At 43.1% G+C, this 16186-nt stretch carries 20 protein-coding genes and 1 pseudogene; 15 read left to right on the top strand and 6 right to left on the bottom strand.

Annotated features, from left to right (window positions below; translation table 11 throughout):
* Window positions 1-17: 17 nt before the first annotated feature.
* From dpdA to AC5JMF_RS03030, 3 genes are all read right to left on the bottom strand, one after another.
* Entirely contained in the window at window positions 18-2159 is a 2142-nt protein-coding gene (gene dpdA, locus AC5JMF_RS03040; RefSeq protein ID WP_495794249.1) for a tRNA-guanine transglycosylase DpdA, read from the bottom strand.
* Entirely contained in the window at window positions 2152-2541 is a 390-nt protein-coding gene (locus AC5JMF_RS03035) for a 6-pyruvoyl trahydropterin synthase family protein (RefSeq protein ID WP_495794285.1), read from the bottom strand. The genes dpdA and AC5JMF_RS03035 overlap by 8 nt, the downstream gene beginning before the upstream one ends.
* 151 nt (window positions 2542-2692) lie before the next feature.
* Window positions 2693-2926 (bottom strand): helix-turn-helix domain-containing protein, encoded by a 234-nt coding sequence (locus AC5JMF_RS03030; protein WP_495794248.1) that lies wholly within the window; start codon window positions 2924-2926, stop codon window positions 2693-2695.
* A gap of 228 nt (window positions 2927-3154) precedes the next feature.
* On the opposite strand from AC5JMF_RS03030, the gene AC5JMF_RS03025 reads away from it, so the two are divergent.
* The 13 genes from AC5JMF_RS03025 (at window position 3155) to AC5JMF_RS02965 (ending at window position 13114) form a co-directional block, all read left to right on the top strand.
* Window positions 3155-3943, top strand: coding sequence for a hypothetical protein (locus AC5JMF_RS03025; RefSeq protein WP_495794247.1), 789 nt, complete (start codon window positions 3155-3157; stop codon window positions 3941-3943).
* Between the two features lie 290 nt (window positions 3944-4233).
* The gene (locus tag AC5JMF_RS03020; RefSeq protein ID WP_495794246.1) at window positions 4234-4431 is read left to right on the top strand and encodes a hypothetical protein; all 198 of its coding nucleotides are present in this window, start codon (window positions 4234-4236) and stop codon (window positions 4429-4431) included.
* Window positions 4432-4516: 85 nt separating this feature from the next.
* Entirely contained in the window at window positions 4517-5347 is an 831-nt protein-coding gene (locus AC5JMF_RS03015) for a hypothetical protein (RefSeq protein ID WP_495794245.1), read from the top strand.
* Between the two features lie 111 nt (window positions 5348-5458).
* Window positions 5459-5713, top strand: coding sequence for a hypothetical protein (locus AC5JMF_RS03010; RefSeq protein ID WP_495794244.1), 255 nt, complete (start codon window positions 5459-5461; stop codon window positions 5711-5713).
* Window positions 5710-6723 carry a DNA cytosine methyltransferase gene (locus tag AC5JMF_RS03005; protein WP_495794243.1) on the top strand — a complete coding sequence of 338 codons (1014 nt, stop codon included), beginning with the start codon at window positions 5710-5712 and terminating at the stop codon, window positions 6721-6723. The genes AC5JMF_RS03010 and AC5JMF_RS03005 overlap by 4 nt, the downstream gene beginning before the upstream one ends.
* Complete coding sequence (locus AC5JMF_RS03000) at window positions 6720-7178, top strand: DUF1392 family protein (RefSeq protein ID WP_495794242.1); 459 nt, start codon at window positions 6720-6722, stop codon at window positions 7176-7178. Before AC5JMF_RS03005 ends, AC5JMF_RS03000 begins: the two co-directional genes overlap by 4 nt.
* A gap of 92 nt (window positions 7179-7270) precedes the next feature.
* The gene (locus AC5JMF_RS02995; protein ID WP_495794241.1) at window positions 7271-8113 is read left to right on the top strand and encodes a hypothetical protein; all 843 of its coding nucleotides are present in this window, start codon (window positions 7271-7273) and stop codon (window positions 8111-8113) included.
* Window positions 8088-8687: an alpha-ketoglutarate-dependent dioxygenase AlkB family protein gene (locus AC5JMF_RS02990; RefSeq protein WP_495794240.1), complete on the top strand. Its 600-nt coding sequence runs from the start codon at window positions 8088-8090 to the stop codon at window positions 8685-8687. Before AC5JMF_RS02995 ends, AC5JMF_RS02990 begins: the two co-directional genes overlap by 26 nt.
* A gap of 229 nt (window positions 8688-8916) precedes the next feature.
* Window positions 8917-9690, top strand: coding sequence for a DUF3854 domain-containing protein (locus tag AC5JMF_RS02985; RefSeq protein ID WP_495794239.1), 774 nt, complete (start codon window positions 8917-8919; stop codon window positions 9688-9690).
* 119 nt (window positions 9691-9809) lie between these two features.
* The gene (locus AC5JMF_RS02980) at window positions 9810-11513 is read left to right on the top strand and encodes a plasmid replication protein, CyRepA1 family (protein ID WP_495794238.1); all 1704 of its coding nucleotides are present in this window, start codon (window positions 9810-9812) and stop codon (window positions 11511-11513) included.
* A gap of 174 nt (window positions 11514-11687) precedes the next feature.
* A complete protein-coding gene (locus tag AC5JMF_RS02975; RefSeq protein WP_495794237.1) occupies window positions 11688-11984 on the top strand; it encodes a hypothetical protein in 297 nt (98 codons plus the stop codon).
* Between the two features lie 783 nt (window positions 11985-12767).
* Window positions 12768-12944: a DUF6888 family protein gene (locus AC5JMF_RS02970; RefSeq protein WP_495794236.1), complete on the top strand. Its 177-nt coding sequence runs from the start codon at window positions 12768-12770 to the stop codon at window positions 12942-12944.
* A complete protein-coding gene (locus AC5JMF_RS02965; protein WP_495794235.1) occupies window positions 12941-13114 on the top strand; it encodes a DUF6887 family protein in 174 nt (57 codons plus the stop codon). Before AC5JMF_RS02970 ends, AC5JMF_RS02965 begins: the two co-directional genes overlap by 4 nt.
* Before the next feature lie 529 nt (window positions 13115-13643).
* On the opposite strand, the gene AC5JMF_RS02960 is transcribed toward AC5JMF_RS02965, so the two are convergent.
* Window positions 13644-13919, bottom strand: coding sequence for a UBP-type zinc finger domain-containing protein (locus tag AC5JMF_RS02960; RefSeq protein ID WP_495794234.1), 276 nt, complete (start codon window positions 13917-13919; stop codon window positions 13644-13646).
* Window positions 13920-14005: 86 nt separating this feature from the next.
* Window positions 14006-14161, bottom strand: a pseudogene (locus tag AC5JMF_RS02955) (DUF938 domain-containing protein); the annotation flags it as partial.
* Window positions 14162-14454: 293 nt separating this feature from the next.
* Here AC5JMF_RS02955 and AC5JMF_RS02950 point away from each other — a divergent pair.
* Window positions 14455-15261: a hypothetical protein gene (locus AC5JMF_RS02950; protein WP_495794233.1), complete on the top strand. Its 807-nt coding sequence runs from the start codon at window positions 14455-14457 to the stop codon at window positions 15259-15261.
* Window positions 15262-15281: 20 nt separating this feature from the next.
* Window positions 15282-15545: a hypothetical protein gene (locus AC5JMF_RS02945; protein WP_495794232.1), complete on the top strand. Its 264-nt coding sequence runs from the start codon at window positions 15282-15284 to the stop codon at window positions 15543-15545.
* Between the two features lie 183 nt (window positions 15546-15728).
* Here AC5JMF_RS02945 and AC5JMF_RS02940 read toward each other — a convergent pair whose 3' ends face one another.
* Complete coding sequence (locus AC5JMF_RS02940; RefSeq protein ID WP_495794231.1) at window positions 15729-16106, bottom strand: tyrosine-type recombinase/integrase; 378 nt, start codon at window positions 16104-16106, stop codon at window positions 15729-15731.
* Window positions 16107-16186: the final 80 nt, after the last annotated feature.

Raw genomic sequence — 16186 nt, 5'->3', positions numbered from 1 at the left:
ACTCTATATCAAATTTATTATTCAGTACTATCAACATTAAAATTATCAAGATTATTTTCAGTCTTGAGAAATTCTTGAAAACGCTTATAAAACACATAAGTATTGTGAAAACCGCGTCTACGGTTGCGGTCATTACCACGAAAAATTATTGTTTCTACTCCGTAGTCTTGGCAGATTTTACACTCACATTCCTGCCAAGGTTTTACTTCTAATAATTCCCTATATAATCGAGTGTGTTGCCTTAAACGTCTAGCTTTAGCTGTTGGGTTTACTTTACCGTTGCGAGGTAATTCTAATAACTCATCGTAAGCAAGTAATTTATCAAGAGATTCATCTAGTGATATATTGCCTTTATCGTATTCCCGAATAGCTTTCAGTGCTTCTTGCTCAAGCTGCTTTAGAGTTTCGCGTTCATAACCTGACGATAGCAAATACTTAATTCGTTGTGACTGCTTATCTACAAAAGGAATACGGACAGCAGCGTAGGCTTTACCACTTAAAGTATGATAGTTTTCTATTGCATCAAACCAAGCTTTACGTAATGGACTTGCTGAGTCAAAACTAGTTACTCCTAAATGGCGAAAATAAGGAAGAGCATCAATCCGCCCTACTCCAAATAAATGTAATCTAGTTTTGGGTGTTAAATGCTGATAAACTTCTTTCAAAATTTCTAAAATTTCTATGGTTCGTGTCCTGGCAACTCCTCCTATAGCAATATAGTCATATCCCATTTCAACCAGGGTTTTTACTGCATCAGCATAAGTTTCAGGACTCCAACCTTGAGCTACACCAATAGGAGTAAAATTGTATCCAATTTTCTGATGTTTTGATATGAATTCTTCTGCATTTCGCAAAGTCAAATCGTAGCGCTTCTCTCTAACTCCAGGCTCTGCAAATGGGCCTACAATTAGATGGTCAATACTTACTCCGTAATTAAATTTTAATTTTTCATAATAATCTAGAATTTCTACTGTGTTATAAGGAGGTTCTTCCTGCTTAATATATCCAAAAGCTCCACAATCTCCCATGATTTTATCTTGAAATTTTATAAAATTATGAATACCTCCTATATTTTCTATGTCTGCTCTTTTACTTTTTCTTTTATCAACAACTACTTTAGATACTAGAATTCCGTGATAATTAGGTTTTGAATATATTTCATGAGCATATATATCATCTCTATATGCTTTCCGATTTAGGCTAAATTCATCTTGTAAAAAGTCATAACCAACATCTACTTTATCATCCCATTCAGGAATGAAATACTGCATTGCTAAATGCGTGTTAACTGCCAATGGTAATTCTAAATAAGTAGATAAATCTTCTTGTAGCAATTTGTTATTTTTTGCTTGCTTTTTTGTTTTAGATTTTTTTTCTGTTAATAATGGAATTTCTAAAGGCAGTTCTAATTGATAAGGCTGGTTATTTAAAATTTGCTCTAATGTTTGGGGATTATTATGTAGTTCTTCCAATAAATCAGGTTTTTCTCTGATTTCAGTAGCAATTAACTTTAGTAATTGTCCTTTCAATCCTACTAAAGCACAGCCAAAGCGCGATGCATCTGCATTAGAAAAAGTTAATACTTCTGATTTGGCATTGCCTGAAATTATACAATCTAGACTTTTATTGGAAGCTAAAAATATTAAAGTCTGATTTTGATGAGTCTCAACAGGTAAGTTTAAAGCTCTGAGGTATTTATCTCCCAATAATACAAACACTAAATCATATTCAACAATTGCTTGCTGAAAACTTTCATGTATTTTAATAAAATTTGCCCATGAATAAATTTCAGCACTTTTCATTGAGTTAAAAGTGACGGAGTAAGGGACAATAACTTTGTCTTCAGTGATTAGCCCATAACCTGCTGAGATGATTTTTACATCTACCGCTTCTTTTCCAAAGCGCGATCGTAGGATATCTACTCCCTCCATTACCCGTAGATGTTGCAGCCCTGTGTACATCTGGCCAGACGGACAAGAGAATTTTGTAAGTAATTTTGTGCGTTCTGTTAATCTTTCTGTGTCTTTAAAATCTTCTATTGTTAGTTGGTTTGCTGGTTTAAAACGCTTTTCTCCTGTACAAGAAGTAATAATCAGTATACGAGGGCGTGAAATTATGTTAGTTGAAACCAAGGGTTTTGTTAAGGAGGATTTAGTCATCTTCATACTCTACCCAAGAATTAGGTGTTTCAGACATTGCAACCTTTAACTGCAAATCAGATGGCACTCGCTTCTTGGTTACGTCATAAATATATTTAGCAATCATATCCCCCGTTGTTTCATACTCAGAAGGCATGACCTCATTAAGAACACAATGATCAAGTCCTCCTTTTGTTACATCTTGCTTTGCCCAACGCAAAGTTTTGAAATCAACAACCATGACTGGATGAGGACAATGTTCTGAGGAGTTCAGTTTTGATGATGTTGCTTCAATTCGGACTTTGTAATTGTGTCCGTGCATTCTACCACATAACCCATCATAATCTTTAATGTAATGAGCGCTATTAAATGTAAATTCTGTTACTAATCCCCACTTAGGCATCTTAAATCTTTTGTTGCTTGCTCCGTTAATCGCTGTCTGTAATACTTGTGGGTTTGTCATTTTTTTATCTAAGTGTAAAAGTCCCGCTCACATGAGATGGATAAAGCTTAGAGAAAAGAATGTCTTTGAAATGCCTGTCAAAAGCAATAGGCTATGACGCTTCGTCTTTTGATTCATCTGGTACATAAACTAACAACTCACCAGGTTGGCACTTAAGAGCTTTGCAGTATTTCTCTAATGTCTCTCTCTCCAACCTGTCTGGCATTACACGAATATTTTTGTGCTTGCTGATGGTTACAGGGTGCATACCTGTCATCTCGGCAAGCTCTTTATAATCTATCTCTCTATCAGCCATTAATACAGCCAAGCGCCACTTGATCGGCATTGATTCTTCTAAAAGTATCAGCATATCTAACTTACACCTCCTTGCGTTTGCCCCTTTAGTAGCATCGACTATCATGTAAATCTTAGCAGAAAATATATTAGTCTTAGCCTTGATTTTGTTAGTCGTAGCGACTAATATGATAATTACAGGGAAAACAAAAGACGACCGCCTACAGCCTGAGAAACTTACGCGATCGCCTTTCGACCTTATATTCAAGGAAATTCTATTATGACCTATCAAACCTATTCACAGCAAGCACTCTCCCGTTACACCCTCCCTCACCTCAAAAGAATTGCCAGTGAACTAGGCGTTACACCCACCGGGGACAAGAGAGTGGCTGAGACTTGGGTAAACGCAATCATTAATCACCAATCCGCCCAGCTTGAAAAAGTCACTGATGCCACTGAACTTAAGACTGAAGCTGAGAACACCACAGATACTAAGGTTAACGCCAAGATTGAAGTTAAAGAACTTACGACTGTAGAAATCTCCTCTTTCGATTATGAGATTTACGCAAATAGCAAACTAATCGCTTCCATAACCCATGATGACACCCACTTAACGCAACGCTGGGTAGTTATGGTCAACGATAAAGAAGTATTTCGTGCCACCACCCCAATGCGCTGTCATCGCTACATCTGCACTCACTACAAAGACGGCACATTGCCAGTGCAAGAACAACAAGCAACACCTTGCACCTCCGAGAATCGAATCATGGCGCATATCTTCAATGAGTGCCAGAAGTACGGGTTTGAAATCCTCGACGACGGGATTTACCAAAACGGCGTGAAGCTGGGACAAGTCGGTTACACGAACGGGAACTGGTGGGTGATTCGGGGTAATTCTGCCCACCAGCAGTACTCTGACTCAGTTTTTGACGCAGTGCGGTTGCTGTCGATGGTGTCTGAGTTAACCGACTGCGAACAACTGTTAGACCTGCCATTTGACCAACTGACCACCTTGGATTGGCAGCAATTACAGAATTATGAACCAGTACCCGAATTAGTCGCGGCGTAGGGAAACAGTGGGCATCTAAGCCCACTCATTACCTATCCAATAGCGTACTAGTTTCAAATATAACCACCCAATGCTGGAATAACTTCAGTATTTTCTCCTCATCCCTATTACTACGCTCTCTGCATAAAAACGGGGGTAAAGCACCTCTGCATCGCGTTCAGTTCACTAATTCAATTATTCAGTATTTGTTAGATAAAAAACTGGTGCAGATACAGAATACCGGGTGCGGTTTTTTGTTAGAGATTGCTGAAGATTGTTGAATTAAACATAAGAATTAGGAGTAATGAAAAATGCCTCATCCCAATCTGCATACTTTGGTTGCTGCTGCAAAATTTATCCTCAGCGAGATTGACAGACATCCTGATTTCAAGGCTATTAACTATCATCCTGACTTGACAATTGGTGATGCTCAAACTGCACTGTCTTATTTGCAATGTGAACTAGACGGCAATCAAAAGACTGGAACTGAATCAGAGACTTGTGCTTAGTACAAAAGCAATCGCCTTCAATTGTGTCGTTAGTAGGGCGATTGCTATTGCTACATAAACCTCATTATTCCACACTTCATTAACTATGAATACTGAAATCAAACTAGGTCTTTGCAATCCACCAGAACCCATCTATCTCTATGTCAAGAACGCTGAATTAGGCGGGGAATCATATCTCTGGTATCGCTACGACATCGATAAGGATAGAACTATCCCTGTACAACAAAGAGGGTTAACAGGATATTTATTAGAGTTGCGATTGACAACTAGAGAATTAAAGGGTAAGGACAATCTGAAGTTAGATATTGTTGTCAGCGCTGATGAACTTTATGTTATTAGAACTGGGCTAGAAACCAACTTCGCTAAAAGCTTTCTTTTGGCTGCATCATTAGTCCAAGACTTTGATAAACCCCTGATTATTGCTGCTACTGCTGGTGAAGAAAACACGGTCTTCTGCAATCTTTACGATGCTGCAACCAAAACTAAGATTAAAAGGGAATGGAATAAAGATGTAGACTGGGCAAGCATCATCCATGACATCCAATCTCTTTTAGGTGGTACATCCTCAACTATTCCACCAACGCCGAAACTTAGTGGAGTAAATCAATCAATCCACCCACAAGATTTACGAATAAGAAATATTCGTACTTTACTTGATTATCCATTGGATTTAGTTAAAGAGTGGTTGCAGTTTCAAGATGTTGAACGTCCAAGCTTACTTAATATTACCAAGGTGAATGAACTTATCAAGTCGATGTGTTTGGCTTGGGCAGCAGACAAGTGTGAGCATCCCAACTATGCAGAGTCTTCATATCAAAAGCAGGTTATTGAAGCTGTTGTTAATGGAACTGATGAGTTAACAGCAATCAAGATATGGATGCAGCAGCTAGCAACAGTAAAAACTGGGGTGGCTTGAAGTTAAGAAAGAAGGCGGGGGTAGGAAATAAGCAAAGAATCTCAAAGTTTTTCTGACCCCTGAATTCTAATTTTTAAATCTTCTCTGTGCATCAAGTTTTGGAGAGGTTTTATGGCTAAAATTTTGACTGATTATAGCAATTATACTTGTCATCAAATCGCCAGTATTCTTCGTCTAAATTTATCAATTGTACGCCTCTGGATTAATCGCGGCTGGCTCAAGGCGGATAATCGTTCTCCTAAGTATTACGAAGTTAGGACTGGGCATCTCAAACAGTTTCTAGAAAATCCACCACATCAAATTAAAAAACGGATTGCATCTCTTGATTCCGAAGCCATTAATTATTTAGTGGGGAGAAAAGGATGAGCGAACAAATTACTCCCCTTGAAACCCAAAAAGTCCTTGATCTCTGCTCTGGTATTGGCGGTTTCACCCTTGGTCACACAATCAGCGGCGGTTTTGAAACCGTGGCATTTTGCGAGATTAACTCTTACTGCCAACAAGTTCTAAATCTGCGCTTTCCACAAGTTCCAATTATTCCCGACATGCATGACATTACAACTGAGTCTCTTACCAGAGTCGGAGTTACAGAAGTTGATGGCATCATCGCCGGACTCCCCTGCCCTCCCTTCAGCCTTGCGGGAAAACAAAAAGCATCAAAAGACGATCGCAATCTGTTCGGAGAGTTCTTTAGAATCCTTTGCGAGATTCGACCGCAGTGGGCAGTTGTTGAAAATGTACCCGGACTGCTCGTTGCTGAGGGAGGTGAATTTTTCAGTGGTGTACTCTGGGAGTTTGCCCAGAGCGGGTTTGATGTACAGTGGGGAATTGTTTCGGCTGCCTCCGTGGGAGCCATTCATAAAAGAGAACGAATCTGGATTATTGCTACCAACTCACAAAGCTCAAGACGGGGAACATCCTGGAGTCAGTACGAGAAAGAGTGGACAAACGCTGCATCTGTCGGCGGCGGTGATGTTGGTAACTCCTCAACAAACAGATTGCAGCGACAACATTCAAGGGAACCGAAACAAATCCCCTCAGTTGAATATGGGGCGATCGCTCAATGTACATCTAGTGGAGGCGATGATGGGTTTCCCACAGGGCTGGGTGGATGTCTCCTTACCCACACAGGACTTACAGATTGGCTGTGTGCTGCCACAATCCCCGGCTTCAGTCGGCTCAGTCGTAGAGAAGTTGCAGCGCTTACGCTCTTTTGCCAACGAGAATATGGCCAACTCTATGCACAATACCTTGCCGTCAGAAGACAACATAAACAACAACTGATGGCTCTGGGTAACGCGATTGTTCCTCAATGCGCTGCACTCGTGTTTGACCGATTGAAACAGATTCTATCTCAACAACAAAAAAACTCATGATTGACCAAATCACTATCCTCGAAACTTGTTGGTATATGTCCCCACCTTGGGGTAATCAAATCCCTCCCCTTGAGGTCAATCTTTTTGAAAGAGTCTACCTCAAGAATTCCAGAACATTTGGTTATTGCTGCGGTATCCATTGGCACAAAGACAGATGGATGTATGCAATTGCTACGGACAACGAAATCATTTCTGCCTGGGGATGCGATTTCATTGGTACGGGTAGGCTACAAGCTCACACTCTGGCTAAACCTGAATTCGTGTTGACACAAAGAGTGATGCTGAGTACTGCTGGCGATCGACCAAACCATCGCATAGTTCTGGGGATTGAGCAGCAGAACGATCATTGGTTTTATCTCATCGAATGCATGTCTCCTTTGTTGGGCAAGCCGATCACAGCAGCGAGTCGCTTTAGTTATGTCAGTCAACAAGATTTGGTACGGGCGGTGGCATGAATGTTTTTCAGTAATTAACCGTTTAAAAAATAACCAAAGCATTAATCACGTTGACATGCGATCGCTTCACACATCAAAAACTGGGAGAAAGTATGAATTCACTCACGTTTCAAATTAAAGACGAATTGGGATTTTGTACCCGTAGTAGTGATGGGGTCAGTGGAATGACGGTGAGAGCTTTATCCAATTTCTGTGGACTAGCCGAAGGATCTAGCTCTGCCATTTCTAATCTGCTAACACAAATTGAGAATTCTGACCCGGAAACGAATCACCTTCCAGAAACGCTAAAACCATTTGCTGGTAAACGTTTGAGGTTGGAAACGAACGACAGTCAAAATAGCTTGTTCGTGATTGACGAACTTTGTCACACTATTCTGGAATACTACGCAGTTGATGCAAGGAAATACAAAGGTAAGCAAGTCGCCCTCAACAATTATCGGATGATTGCCAGGGCAGGACTGCGGGTATTCATCTGGTCGCAAACTGGTTATTCACCACAAACTCTCAGTGCAGAGCAGTTGGCATTACTCCAAGCTATCCCTGCTATACAACAGGCGATAACTTCGTTAAGCTCCGCTAACGCTGACCTCCAAGCCCAAATCCAAAATCTACTGCCTCAAACAGCCGACTTCATGCCCCCCGGTTGGGATATCGAAATCTGGCGGAAGCTACCCCCACAGGACAAACGACATTTCCGCTTTTTGTACCGCCGCCGTCGCTTTCGTCCGTCTCAACATGGACAAGATGAACCCCTGGCGTTACCTGCTACCACCACCGAACAGTTGAAGCAACGACAATGGGCGGAAGTAGAACAATTGGTTGGCGAAACCTCACCCCAAGAACAGCAGCGCTTAGAACTAGCAAAACAAAAGGCATTACACCAACTTTTATCCCAAGGAGAACAAGAAAATGACGATTCAGATGTCCCTTTTTAATGAACTAACCCCGGCTTTACCAGTCACTTACTACCCAGATTTCTTGAGCAAACAAGAGGCCAACGAATTGTATCAGCACTGCCTTGGGCTGCAATGGAAACAAAACCAAATAAAAATGCTGGGGAAAACTATGCCCGTTCCTCGTTTGGAGTTGATGTATGGGGATGAGGGCTGTGATTACCTCTACTCTAAAAGCGTACTACTCAAACCCCTGCCTTGGACAGAACCACTGGCCAATTTACGTGACAAGATTACCGCTGCTACTGGGTACAGCTTCCGCATCGTAATCGGCAATCAGTACAGGAGCGGTCAAGACGGTATCGGCTGGCACTCTGATAATGAGGCATCGATGGGGCTTGAGCCAGTGATCGCATCAGTGAGCCTGGGGTCGGTTCGTAAATTCCAAATCAAACCTATAGGGAAAAAGCCTACTGATTTTTGGTTGGAACACGGGAGCCTGCTCGTGATGCAAAGAGGCTGTCAGTCCACCCATCTGCATCAAGTTCCCAAGACGAGCAAGTTTGTTACCACGAGAATCAATCTAACCTTTCGTCCACACATTGGGGGCAAATAAATTTCTGACATTGCCAGTTGCTCTGTTTTGAGTTCCAACTAAATTTTTCCAAATAGTGTAATATCTGAGTGCCTTAGTTCAGGTGTACTACTAAATCCCTTTACAAGCGATCGCAACAAGTCCTGAACTTCTTTTAACGGTTTTTAACCAGTGCCTATTTTTTGAGTATTCCAAAGCGGTATGCCTCCATACCTGCTTACTTTTTCATGCGCCTATTACTGGAGGAAATATGACTATAACAGCGACTAATCTTGAATCTCATCATTTAACAGAATGGTTAAATAGTGGCGTTGACGAAGAATTGATTGATCTGAATGTGCGATCGCTAGACAGTAACGTACCATACGAATATCTGTTGTACAGCCCTAACATCTCCCGCCGTAACGACGGGCGGCTACGAGACAGGGACTTAAAGAAATACCAGCACATTGAACTAGGCGGCTGGTGGTGCAGTGGCGTTGACCCCCTCAACAACTACAAATTGATGATCTGGGGTTGCTTCAAACCCGACCATCCCCGACGCGATCGCCAGAAGATCCACAAATTCATCAAGTACGAACATCCATATAGAGAAGAAACACGAGCTTTCTTTCTCTTAGTACCGAATCGCATTTGGGTGAAAGTTTCAAATCGTAGTGGTATTCCTATCACCCAAGAAGATTTAGAACATCCGGGTGGTTTCTGGCATTGGGTTTGGCGGCATAATGTGCCAGTCACAATTGTCGAAGGGGTTAAAAAAGCAGGGGCGTTACTCACTGCTGGTTATGCCGCGATCGCAATTCCTGGGGTGAACGCTGGCTATCGCACACCCACTGATGAGTACGGTACAGCCAATGGTAAACCATACCTAATTCCCGACTTGAAGCATTTCGCAACACAGGGGAGAATTGTCAACATCTGCTTTGACCGCGATACCAAGCCGGAGACTGTTCAACGGGTGAGAACTGCCATCAGTCGTATGGGTCGGCTGTTGGTTGCTGAGGTTGTTCACTTCGAGTTCTAGACTTACCAGGGCCAGAAAAGGGAGTTGATGATTTTATTGTTGCTCAAGGTCAAGATGCCTTTCACGCTATCTACAATACTGCCGAAGCATTGGAGTTATGGGAGATTAAGCTGTTCACTTTGTTGACCTACCCGCCATCAATCGCACTCAACCAACGATTCTTAGAAGGGCTAATTGCTCCTATTGGCGAAAAACTAATTGTCCTCAAAGCTCCCAAAGGCACGGGCAAAACTCAGTGGTTAACCCATGAGGTTGCCAAAGCACACGACCAGGGGCTGCGGGTACTCATCATTACCCATCGCATTCAATTGGGTGAGGCATTGTGCGATCGCTTCGGTGTTAACTATGTCACTGAAGTTCGCACAAATGAAACTGGCGATTTGTTGGGCTACGGTGTCTGTGTAGACTCGTTGCATCAACAAAGTCAAGCTCATGTCAACCCTAACGACTGGTCAAATGATGTCATTATTATTGACGAGTGCGACCAAGTTTTCTGGCATTTGCTCAACTCTGGGACAGAAGTCCAAAAGCGACGTGTCTCTATCCTCAAAAACCTCAAATCTTTGATTCAGAATGTCTTGGGTAGCAATCAGGGAAAGATTTACTTATCTTCTGCCGACTTGTCAGATACCGATGTCAAGTACGTTCTTTCTTTGGCAGGAGAATATCGCGTCAATCCGTTTGTGATTGTAAATAACTATCAGCCCCAGTCTGGCAAGTGCTACAACTATTCTGGCAATAACCCCAAGAATTTGATTGCTGCTCTTGATAAGGCGATCGCCACTGGAGGATACTATTTATTATGCTGTTCTGCTCAGAAAGCTAAATCTAAATGGGGAACCCAGGCGCTAGAAGAACGTTTTCGTCGTAAATTCCCACACATTAAGATTCTACGAATTGACAGTGGTTCTGTGGCTGACCCCACCCATCCGGCTTGTGGGTGTATTGCCCATCTCAATGAAATTCTCACACAGTATGATTTAGTAATAGCCTCTCCCAGTCTAGAAACTGGTGTATCAATTGACATCAAGGGACATTTTGATGCAGTGTGGGGGATTTTCCAGGGAGTGCAACCTGTTAATTCTGTACGGCAGATGTTAGCACGATTACGCGAAACTGTTGAGCGTCACGTTTGGGTTAGCAAGTACGGTATGGGTACTGTGGGTAATGGTTCAACCTCAATCGGAGGATTATTGCGGAGTCAACACGTTGCCACACAGGCTAACATTGCTCTGTTGTCGCCAGCTGACAATTGTGACTACAGTTTTATCGACCAGAACTTTCAGCCGGAGTCATTACAGACCTGGGGGAAACGTGGCTGTGTAATTAATACCGAAATGAGGCGCTATCGAGAGTCTGTGATTGAGGGATTGGTTGCGGATGGCTATACGGTGATTGATGCAGAAGACGTAGAAGATGATGAGGGTGGAGAAATCATCAAGTCAGTTAAAGAAGCCTCTAAGGAATTATATGCTACTGAATGTCAGGCGATCGCTAATTCTGTTGAGGTGTCTGATGCCGAATTGAAGAAGTTGCAAGACAAACGTGCGAAAACTCCTATTGAACGACATCAGCAGCGCAAGGCTGAATTGTCCCGGCGTTATGAAGTTGAAGTGACACCCGAATTAGTAGAAAAGGACGATGATGGGTGGTATCCTCAACTGCGGCTGCACTATTATCTGACACTGGGGCGGGAGTTTTTGACAAAACGTGATGCCAAACGAGCCAAGGCACAGGCTGAGGCTGGGGAGAATTCGATTTGGAAGCCCGACTTTAACAAGGGGCAGATGTTGAGTGGTGTCTTTATTGTTGGAGAAACTTAACTTATTGCAGTTGATCGCGTCTGGGGAACAGTTGAGGGGTTCTGATGAGAGGATGCAGGAGTTGAAGGCGATCGCGCTACAGCATCGGTATCTCATCAAGACTGCTCCTAAAACAATTGCGAATTGCGTTAGCGAAGCGGTAGCGAGTCCTCGAGCGTCATTGCGAATTGTTCGGTGTCAGTCACTAATAATATAGATATACCAACATGCATCACTGACACAACATTACCCGATATTCCCCAAACATTAAATGAAACTGCTGTCGGGTGGAAGGGATTGAGACTGAAGCTGCGGCAAGGGTTAGAAAGTGCTGGTCGGTTCTACACTGAGTTAGTCGCTAAAGTTGGTGAAGCTATTGGGGTTGCTGATGGTGAGCCAATATGGAACTCCTATTTGGGACAGTGGCAAGTCTGGGTGAGCTTTGGGGACGGTTGTCGGGCTGTGGGGTGCGATTGGTTAGTTACGGTGTAGGGAGCGAGTAGTTCACTGAAGGATACTAATAGAAGCCAGATTCGTGTTATGTTAGTGGCCCGACGATAACTCCAAAAAAATAATTGAAACACTGAACAAAAGTAGAGGTGGAGGGAATTTTGATTTTCTAGTTGGTTCCGCTCTTATTGAACATGACTTTTGGTAAATACAATTAGTTCTTTAGCTGCTACAAGTATACGTATTAACAACCTGATGAAACATTTAGTGCTAGGAGCTACAGTACTCGTCGCCACATCTGGATTGATGATTGGAAGTCCTCAAACCCTTCTGCTTTAACCTGGAAGTGGAATTATTCTGGTGCAGGTATAGATGCGAATGGTAGCTAACGACCAGCTCACCGTTACCCGATGCGGAACCACACACAATCCCCACGTTGGTTGAGCCGAAAGTTGGAATGCACCTGCCCTGTCTGGAAGTCGCGCGGCGGTGAACCCGCCACGCGATTGTACCTCGTTGCACAGCGCCTCGATGGCCGGGTCGTCGTCTGGCCTATCCTCTTCGATGAAATACGACCTCAAGCACTCGAACTTGAGCGACTCAACCAGCACGCCGTAAGTCCAGAGAAAGTCGTAGTTTTTGGCATCTGCGATTTGGGCTACGACCTCACTACCGAGTTCCAAGTGCCAGCGGACGACTGATGCCATCAAGTTAATGCGGTTAAAGGGTTTCTCAGTACCTTAACGAGTGTTTCAGCATAACACTTACCGAAGAGCCAAAAATTCATGGACAAAAACATCGAAAAACACCTATTTGAAGACGATAATGGAACCAACCATCGAACAACTCAAAGCATTCTTTGATTTTTGCGTTCGTACTAGCAACCTTCTACAAAATATAGAATTAGTTAGATACGATGAGAGAAACAAAAGAATAGCTGTTTTGGTAGGACAAACAATTGAAGTAGAAATACTTAGCAGTGGAGAGGTATTGATCCGATGAGCGATTATTTAAGTCTGTCATACGATAAATTAAAACAATACATCAAAACCCATCCCCAAGATGAAGAAGCATTTCAGCATTTTTTATCATTAATGAGAGAAAAACCAGGAGTGGTTGTAAAAGGTGGTGAAGCCGTGGAAGCCGAACTTAGAAAGAGGCTTTCATCTTGACGGATTTTGAGCAGAAAACTTGTTTTAATTGAGAATTAAAACCCGATCTAACTTTGGAGCATCGCTCCCTTGTTGGGGCTAGTTCTTCCCCCTACACCCCAGAACCCGCGAGTGTTTCCAAACATAATCGGTCTTTTGACAGGCCAATTTACTTAATTGAAAGACATCGCATATGGTTTTGCTAATTCACTGATCGTGTGTCCCCTTTTCGATACACGCTTGAGAATATCTCTGCGTGTTGCATCGGCCAGAGCGCCAAAAACCATGTCAAGAGCAACATTTGATTCAACCATATGGTTGAATGATAACCCAACATACATATTGCGTCAAGTATCCTAATCATTCAATCTTGAGTTGGGTGCAGTTGTTTAAAGAATTACTCAGTACACAAAGAGCGCTCATCGCTCTTTGTGTAATGCTCTCGTTCGAGGATATAGATCCGACCAAGTTTGGTCAACTGATTGCAATTGCGCCCGATTGGGTGCAGTGGATAAGGTGAGTTTTTGGGTTGTTAGCTCAAACCAATTTATCAATAATTCTTCTGTTGCTCATCTACAAAACACCACAGCCATTCTTCTCCTAATTCTGCTGAACTAATAACGGGATGTCCAGTCCGTTCATAATGACGGCGTGCATGTTGATTTTTGGAAGAGTCGCAGCACAGCATCTTACCACAGGTCTGGCAAATACGCAGATGCACCCAACGCTCATTGAGCCGAATACAATCCTCACAACGAAACACGGGATAGTTGGCTTTGTGAATCAGGTTTTCCAGAGTTAGTTCATTGAGATGTTGGCAGGACATAGAATTTTGCTGTGAGTAGATGAGTTAGAACAGTGCCGTTGAATACTTGCATTTCTAGGCTAATTAAGATGAGCGCCTCCCTCTCTGAGCTTGTCCGCAAAATAAACTGCGTGTTCACCTGTACCACTAGCAATCTCCAAAACCATACCACTCTCAGGTAATACCTTTAAAAGTATTTCTAAAATTGGTTCGCGGTTGCGCTCGGTAGCTGCTGCATATTTTCGTGCGTCTTGTGGTGTCATCCGTATCGTTGTCAATACCTGATTTTATCCTAATAGCAATTAAGCTCATTGCAAAGATCGGTATGTTGGCATTCGTGGTATTCCCGTTGTCATGCTCTTTAAGCAAAGCAAGTTAATAGAAACAATGGTCGGTGTTAAACCCTATGAATAACTTAGCAGCACCCTCGATAAATATTTGAATTGATATTATTTGAGCGTGATTCTGGAGTTTGAGAACGTTGACGCTCTAAAGTTTGGTCAAGGGACTTGCAGCTGTTCCCGATTGGGTACAGTGGATGGGGTGAGTTGTCAGGTTGATTTGGCGATCGCGCTGCTGTTACCCTCCTTACAACAGTGCTGTTGCTAAGTCTAATGATATTTCTGCAAGTGAGTATCGCGCTCGTAAGAGCAAAGATTACTTGAAACCTGAAGAAGTCTATGAATGTGAGAAATTTCGGATTCGAGACTCTTATGGGATGGAGGTGAGTGAGGAATTGGTGGAGAAGTTGATTCGGGCGATCGCGTCTATGGAAGCTATATTATCAGAACCAGGTGGTACTGTTGTCGATCCCCAAAGCAATAGGGAATACCCTTCCCCACCCAAGATTGTTGCGGATAAAGACCGCTCCGAACGAGACAAATTACCCTTATCTATGGACTGGGGGAATTATTCAGCTCGTTGGTTAGCGCGATTCAATCTAGGACTGCATGATATATTGAAGCGTTTAGTGAAGGGAGAGGAAATTACCGCCGACGATCCTCAATTGGTGAGAATGACAGAGATTGCCATTCAGTGTGCTGCTCATATCAAGGCGATTCTTGGGTTTACGGTTCCTGCCGACTGTCAGCCTATTTGGTTACTTGCCACTCTGGTCGAGCAGTTGGGATTGAAGCTGGCAAATCGCAAAGAAGGGCCTCGTGGGGAACAGGTAAAGATTTATTCTCTGGCGAAAGGGGAATTGGTGTTTGCACTTCATGTAATTGCTCATCGGGAGCAGAAACGCGCTAGGCAATTCGCAACTCGCGGCTTTTCGCTGCTTTTCGCAATTGTTTTAACTGCGAAAAGCAGCGAACTGGAAATTGCGAATTGTTTGGTATCCACCCCCCCGATATTGGTATAGGAAATCCCCATTGTGAGGGGGTGGATACTACGGATTTTGATCCAAATAATGGTGACCGCTCTCTCGTTCAAGCCTGTGCCCAGATGTTGAGGGATGGTATTCACCAGGGAGTGGAGGCAGTCAAGGGTATCCTTAAGCGCTGGAGTACAGATTTGCGCTGGTGTGCGGTGCTGTTACTGGAAGAAACAGCAGCCCAGCAACTGCGACGGCTAGAGGAGTTAGTACCGCAATTTTACACCTTGCTCAGTGAAGAAGTGTTGCCTATGGAGGGGGCGAACGGCTAATTGAGGAATTGAAAATCGGATGAAAGTTAAGCAGTTTTTCTACCCATTTCTCGGTAGCAATTTGATGCGACTGGGGTCAAGTGGAGTAAAATTGCTCAAGTCATCTGCTCAGCCTAGATTTGAGCCTTGGGGGCGTTGGCAATATAGTTTTGCGTTTAGATCAGCTAATCTATATTTCCCGATCTATTGGTCTGTAAGCAACTGAGTGTTATCGCTAGTTATGTTGTCATCTTGAGCGCTACTCCTTGTAACTGGTGTCAGCATCGACAAGGCAGCGATCGCCCCTTTAACCTGTGAAGGTTCCACCTCCAGGTAATTTTGCAGTTGCTCCAAGTTGCGGTGTCCGCTGATCTCCTGAATCACCCGTAAAGGGATGCCAGCATTGCTCATTAAAGTAAGTGCTGTGCGGCGGCAACTGTGAGTACTAGCTCCTTCAATATCTACCCTCTGACATGCTTGGCGAAAAATCAGCGATGCATAATCTTCATGCAAATGACCACGCTCCCAGCGACCACAAAAAAGATAGCCTTCGCGGTCTGCTTTGGGTTTGTAGAGTTTCAAGTAATGCCTTAAGTCATCTAATACGGAATGGCACTAAGAAAAGCTCTAAGCTATGCTCTGTAATCATTACAGGCATTGAT

This window comes from Desmonostoc vinosum (assembly GCF_059505385.1).
This window is presented reverse-complemented; position numbering and strand designations above follow the sequence as displayed.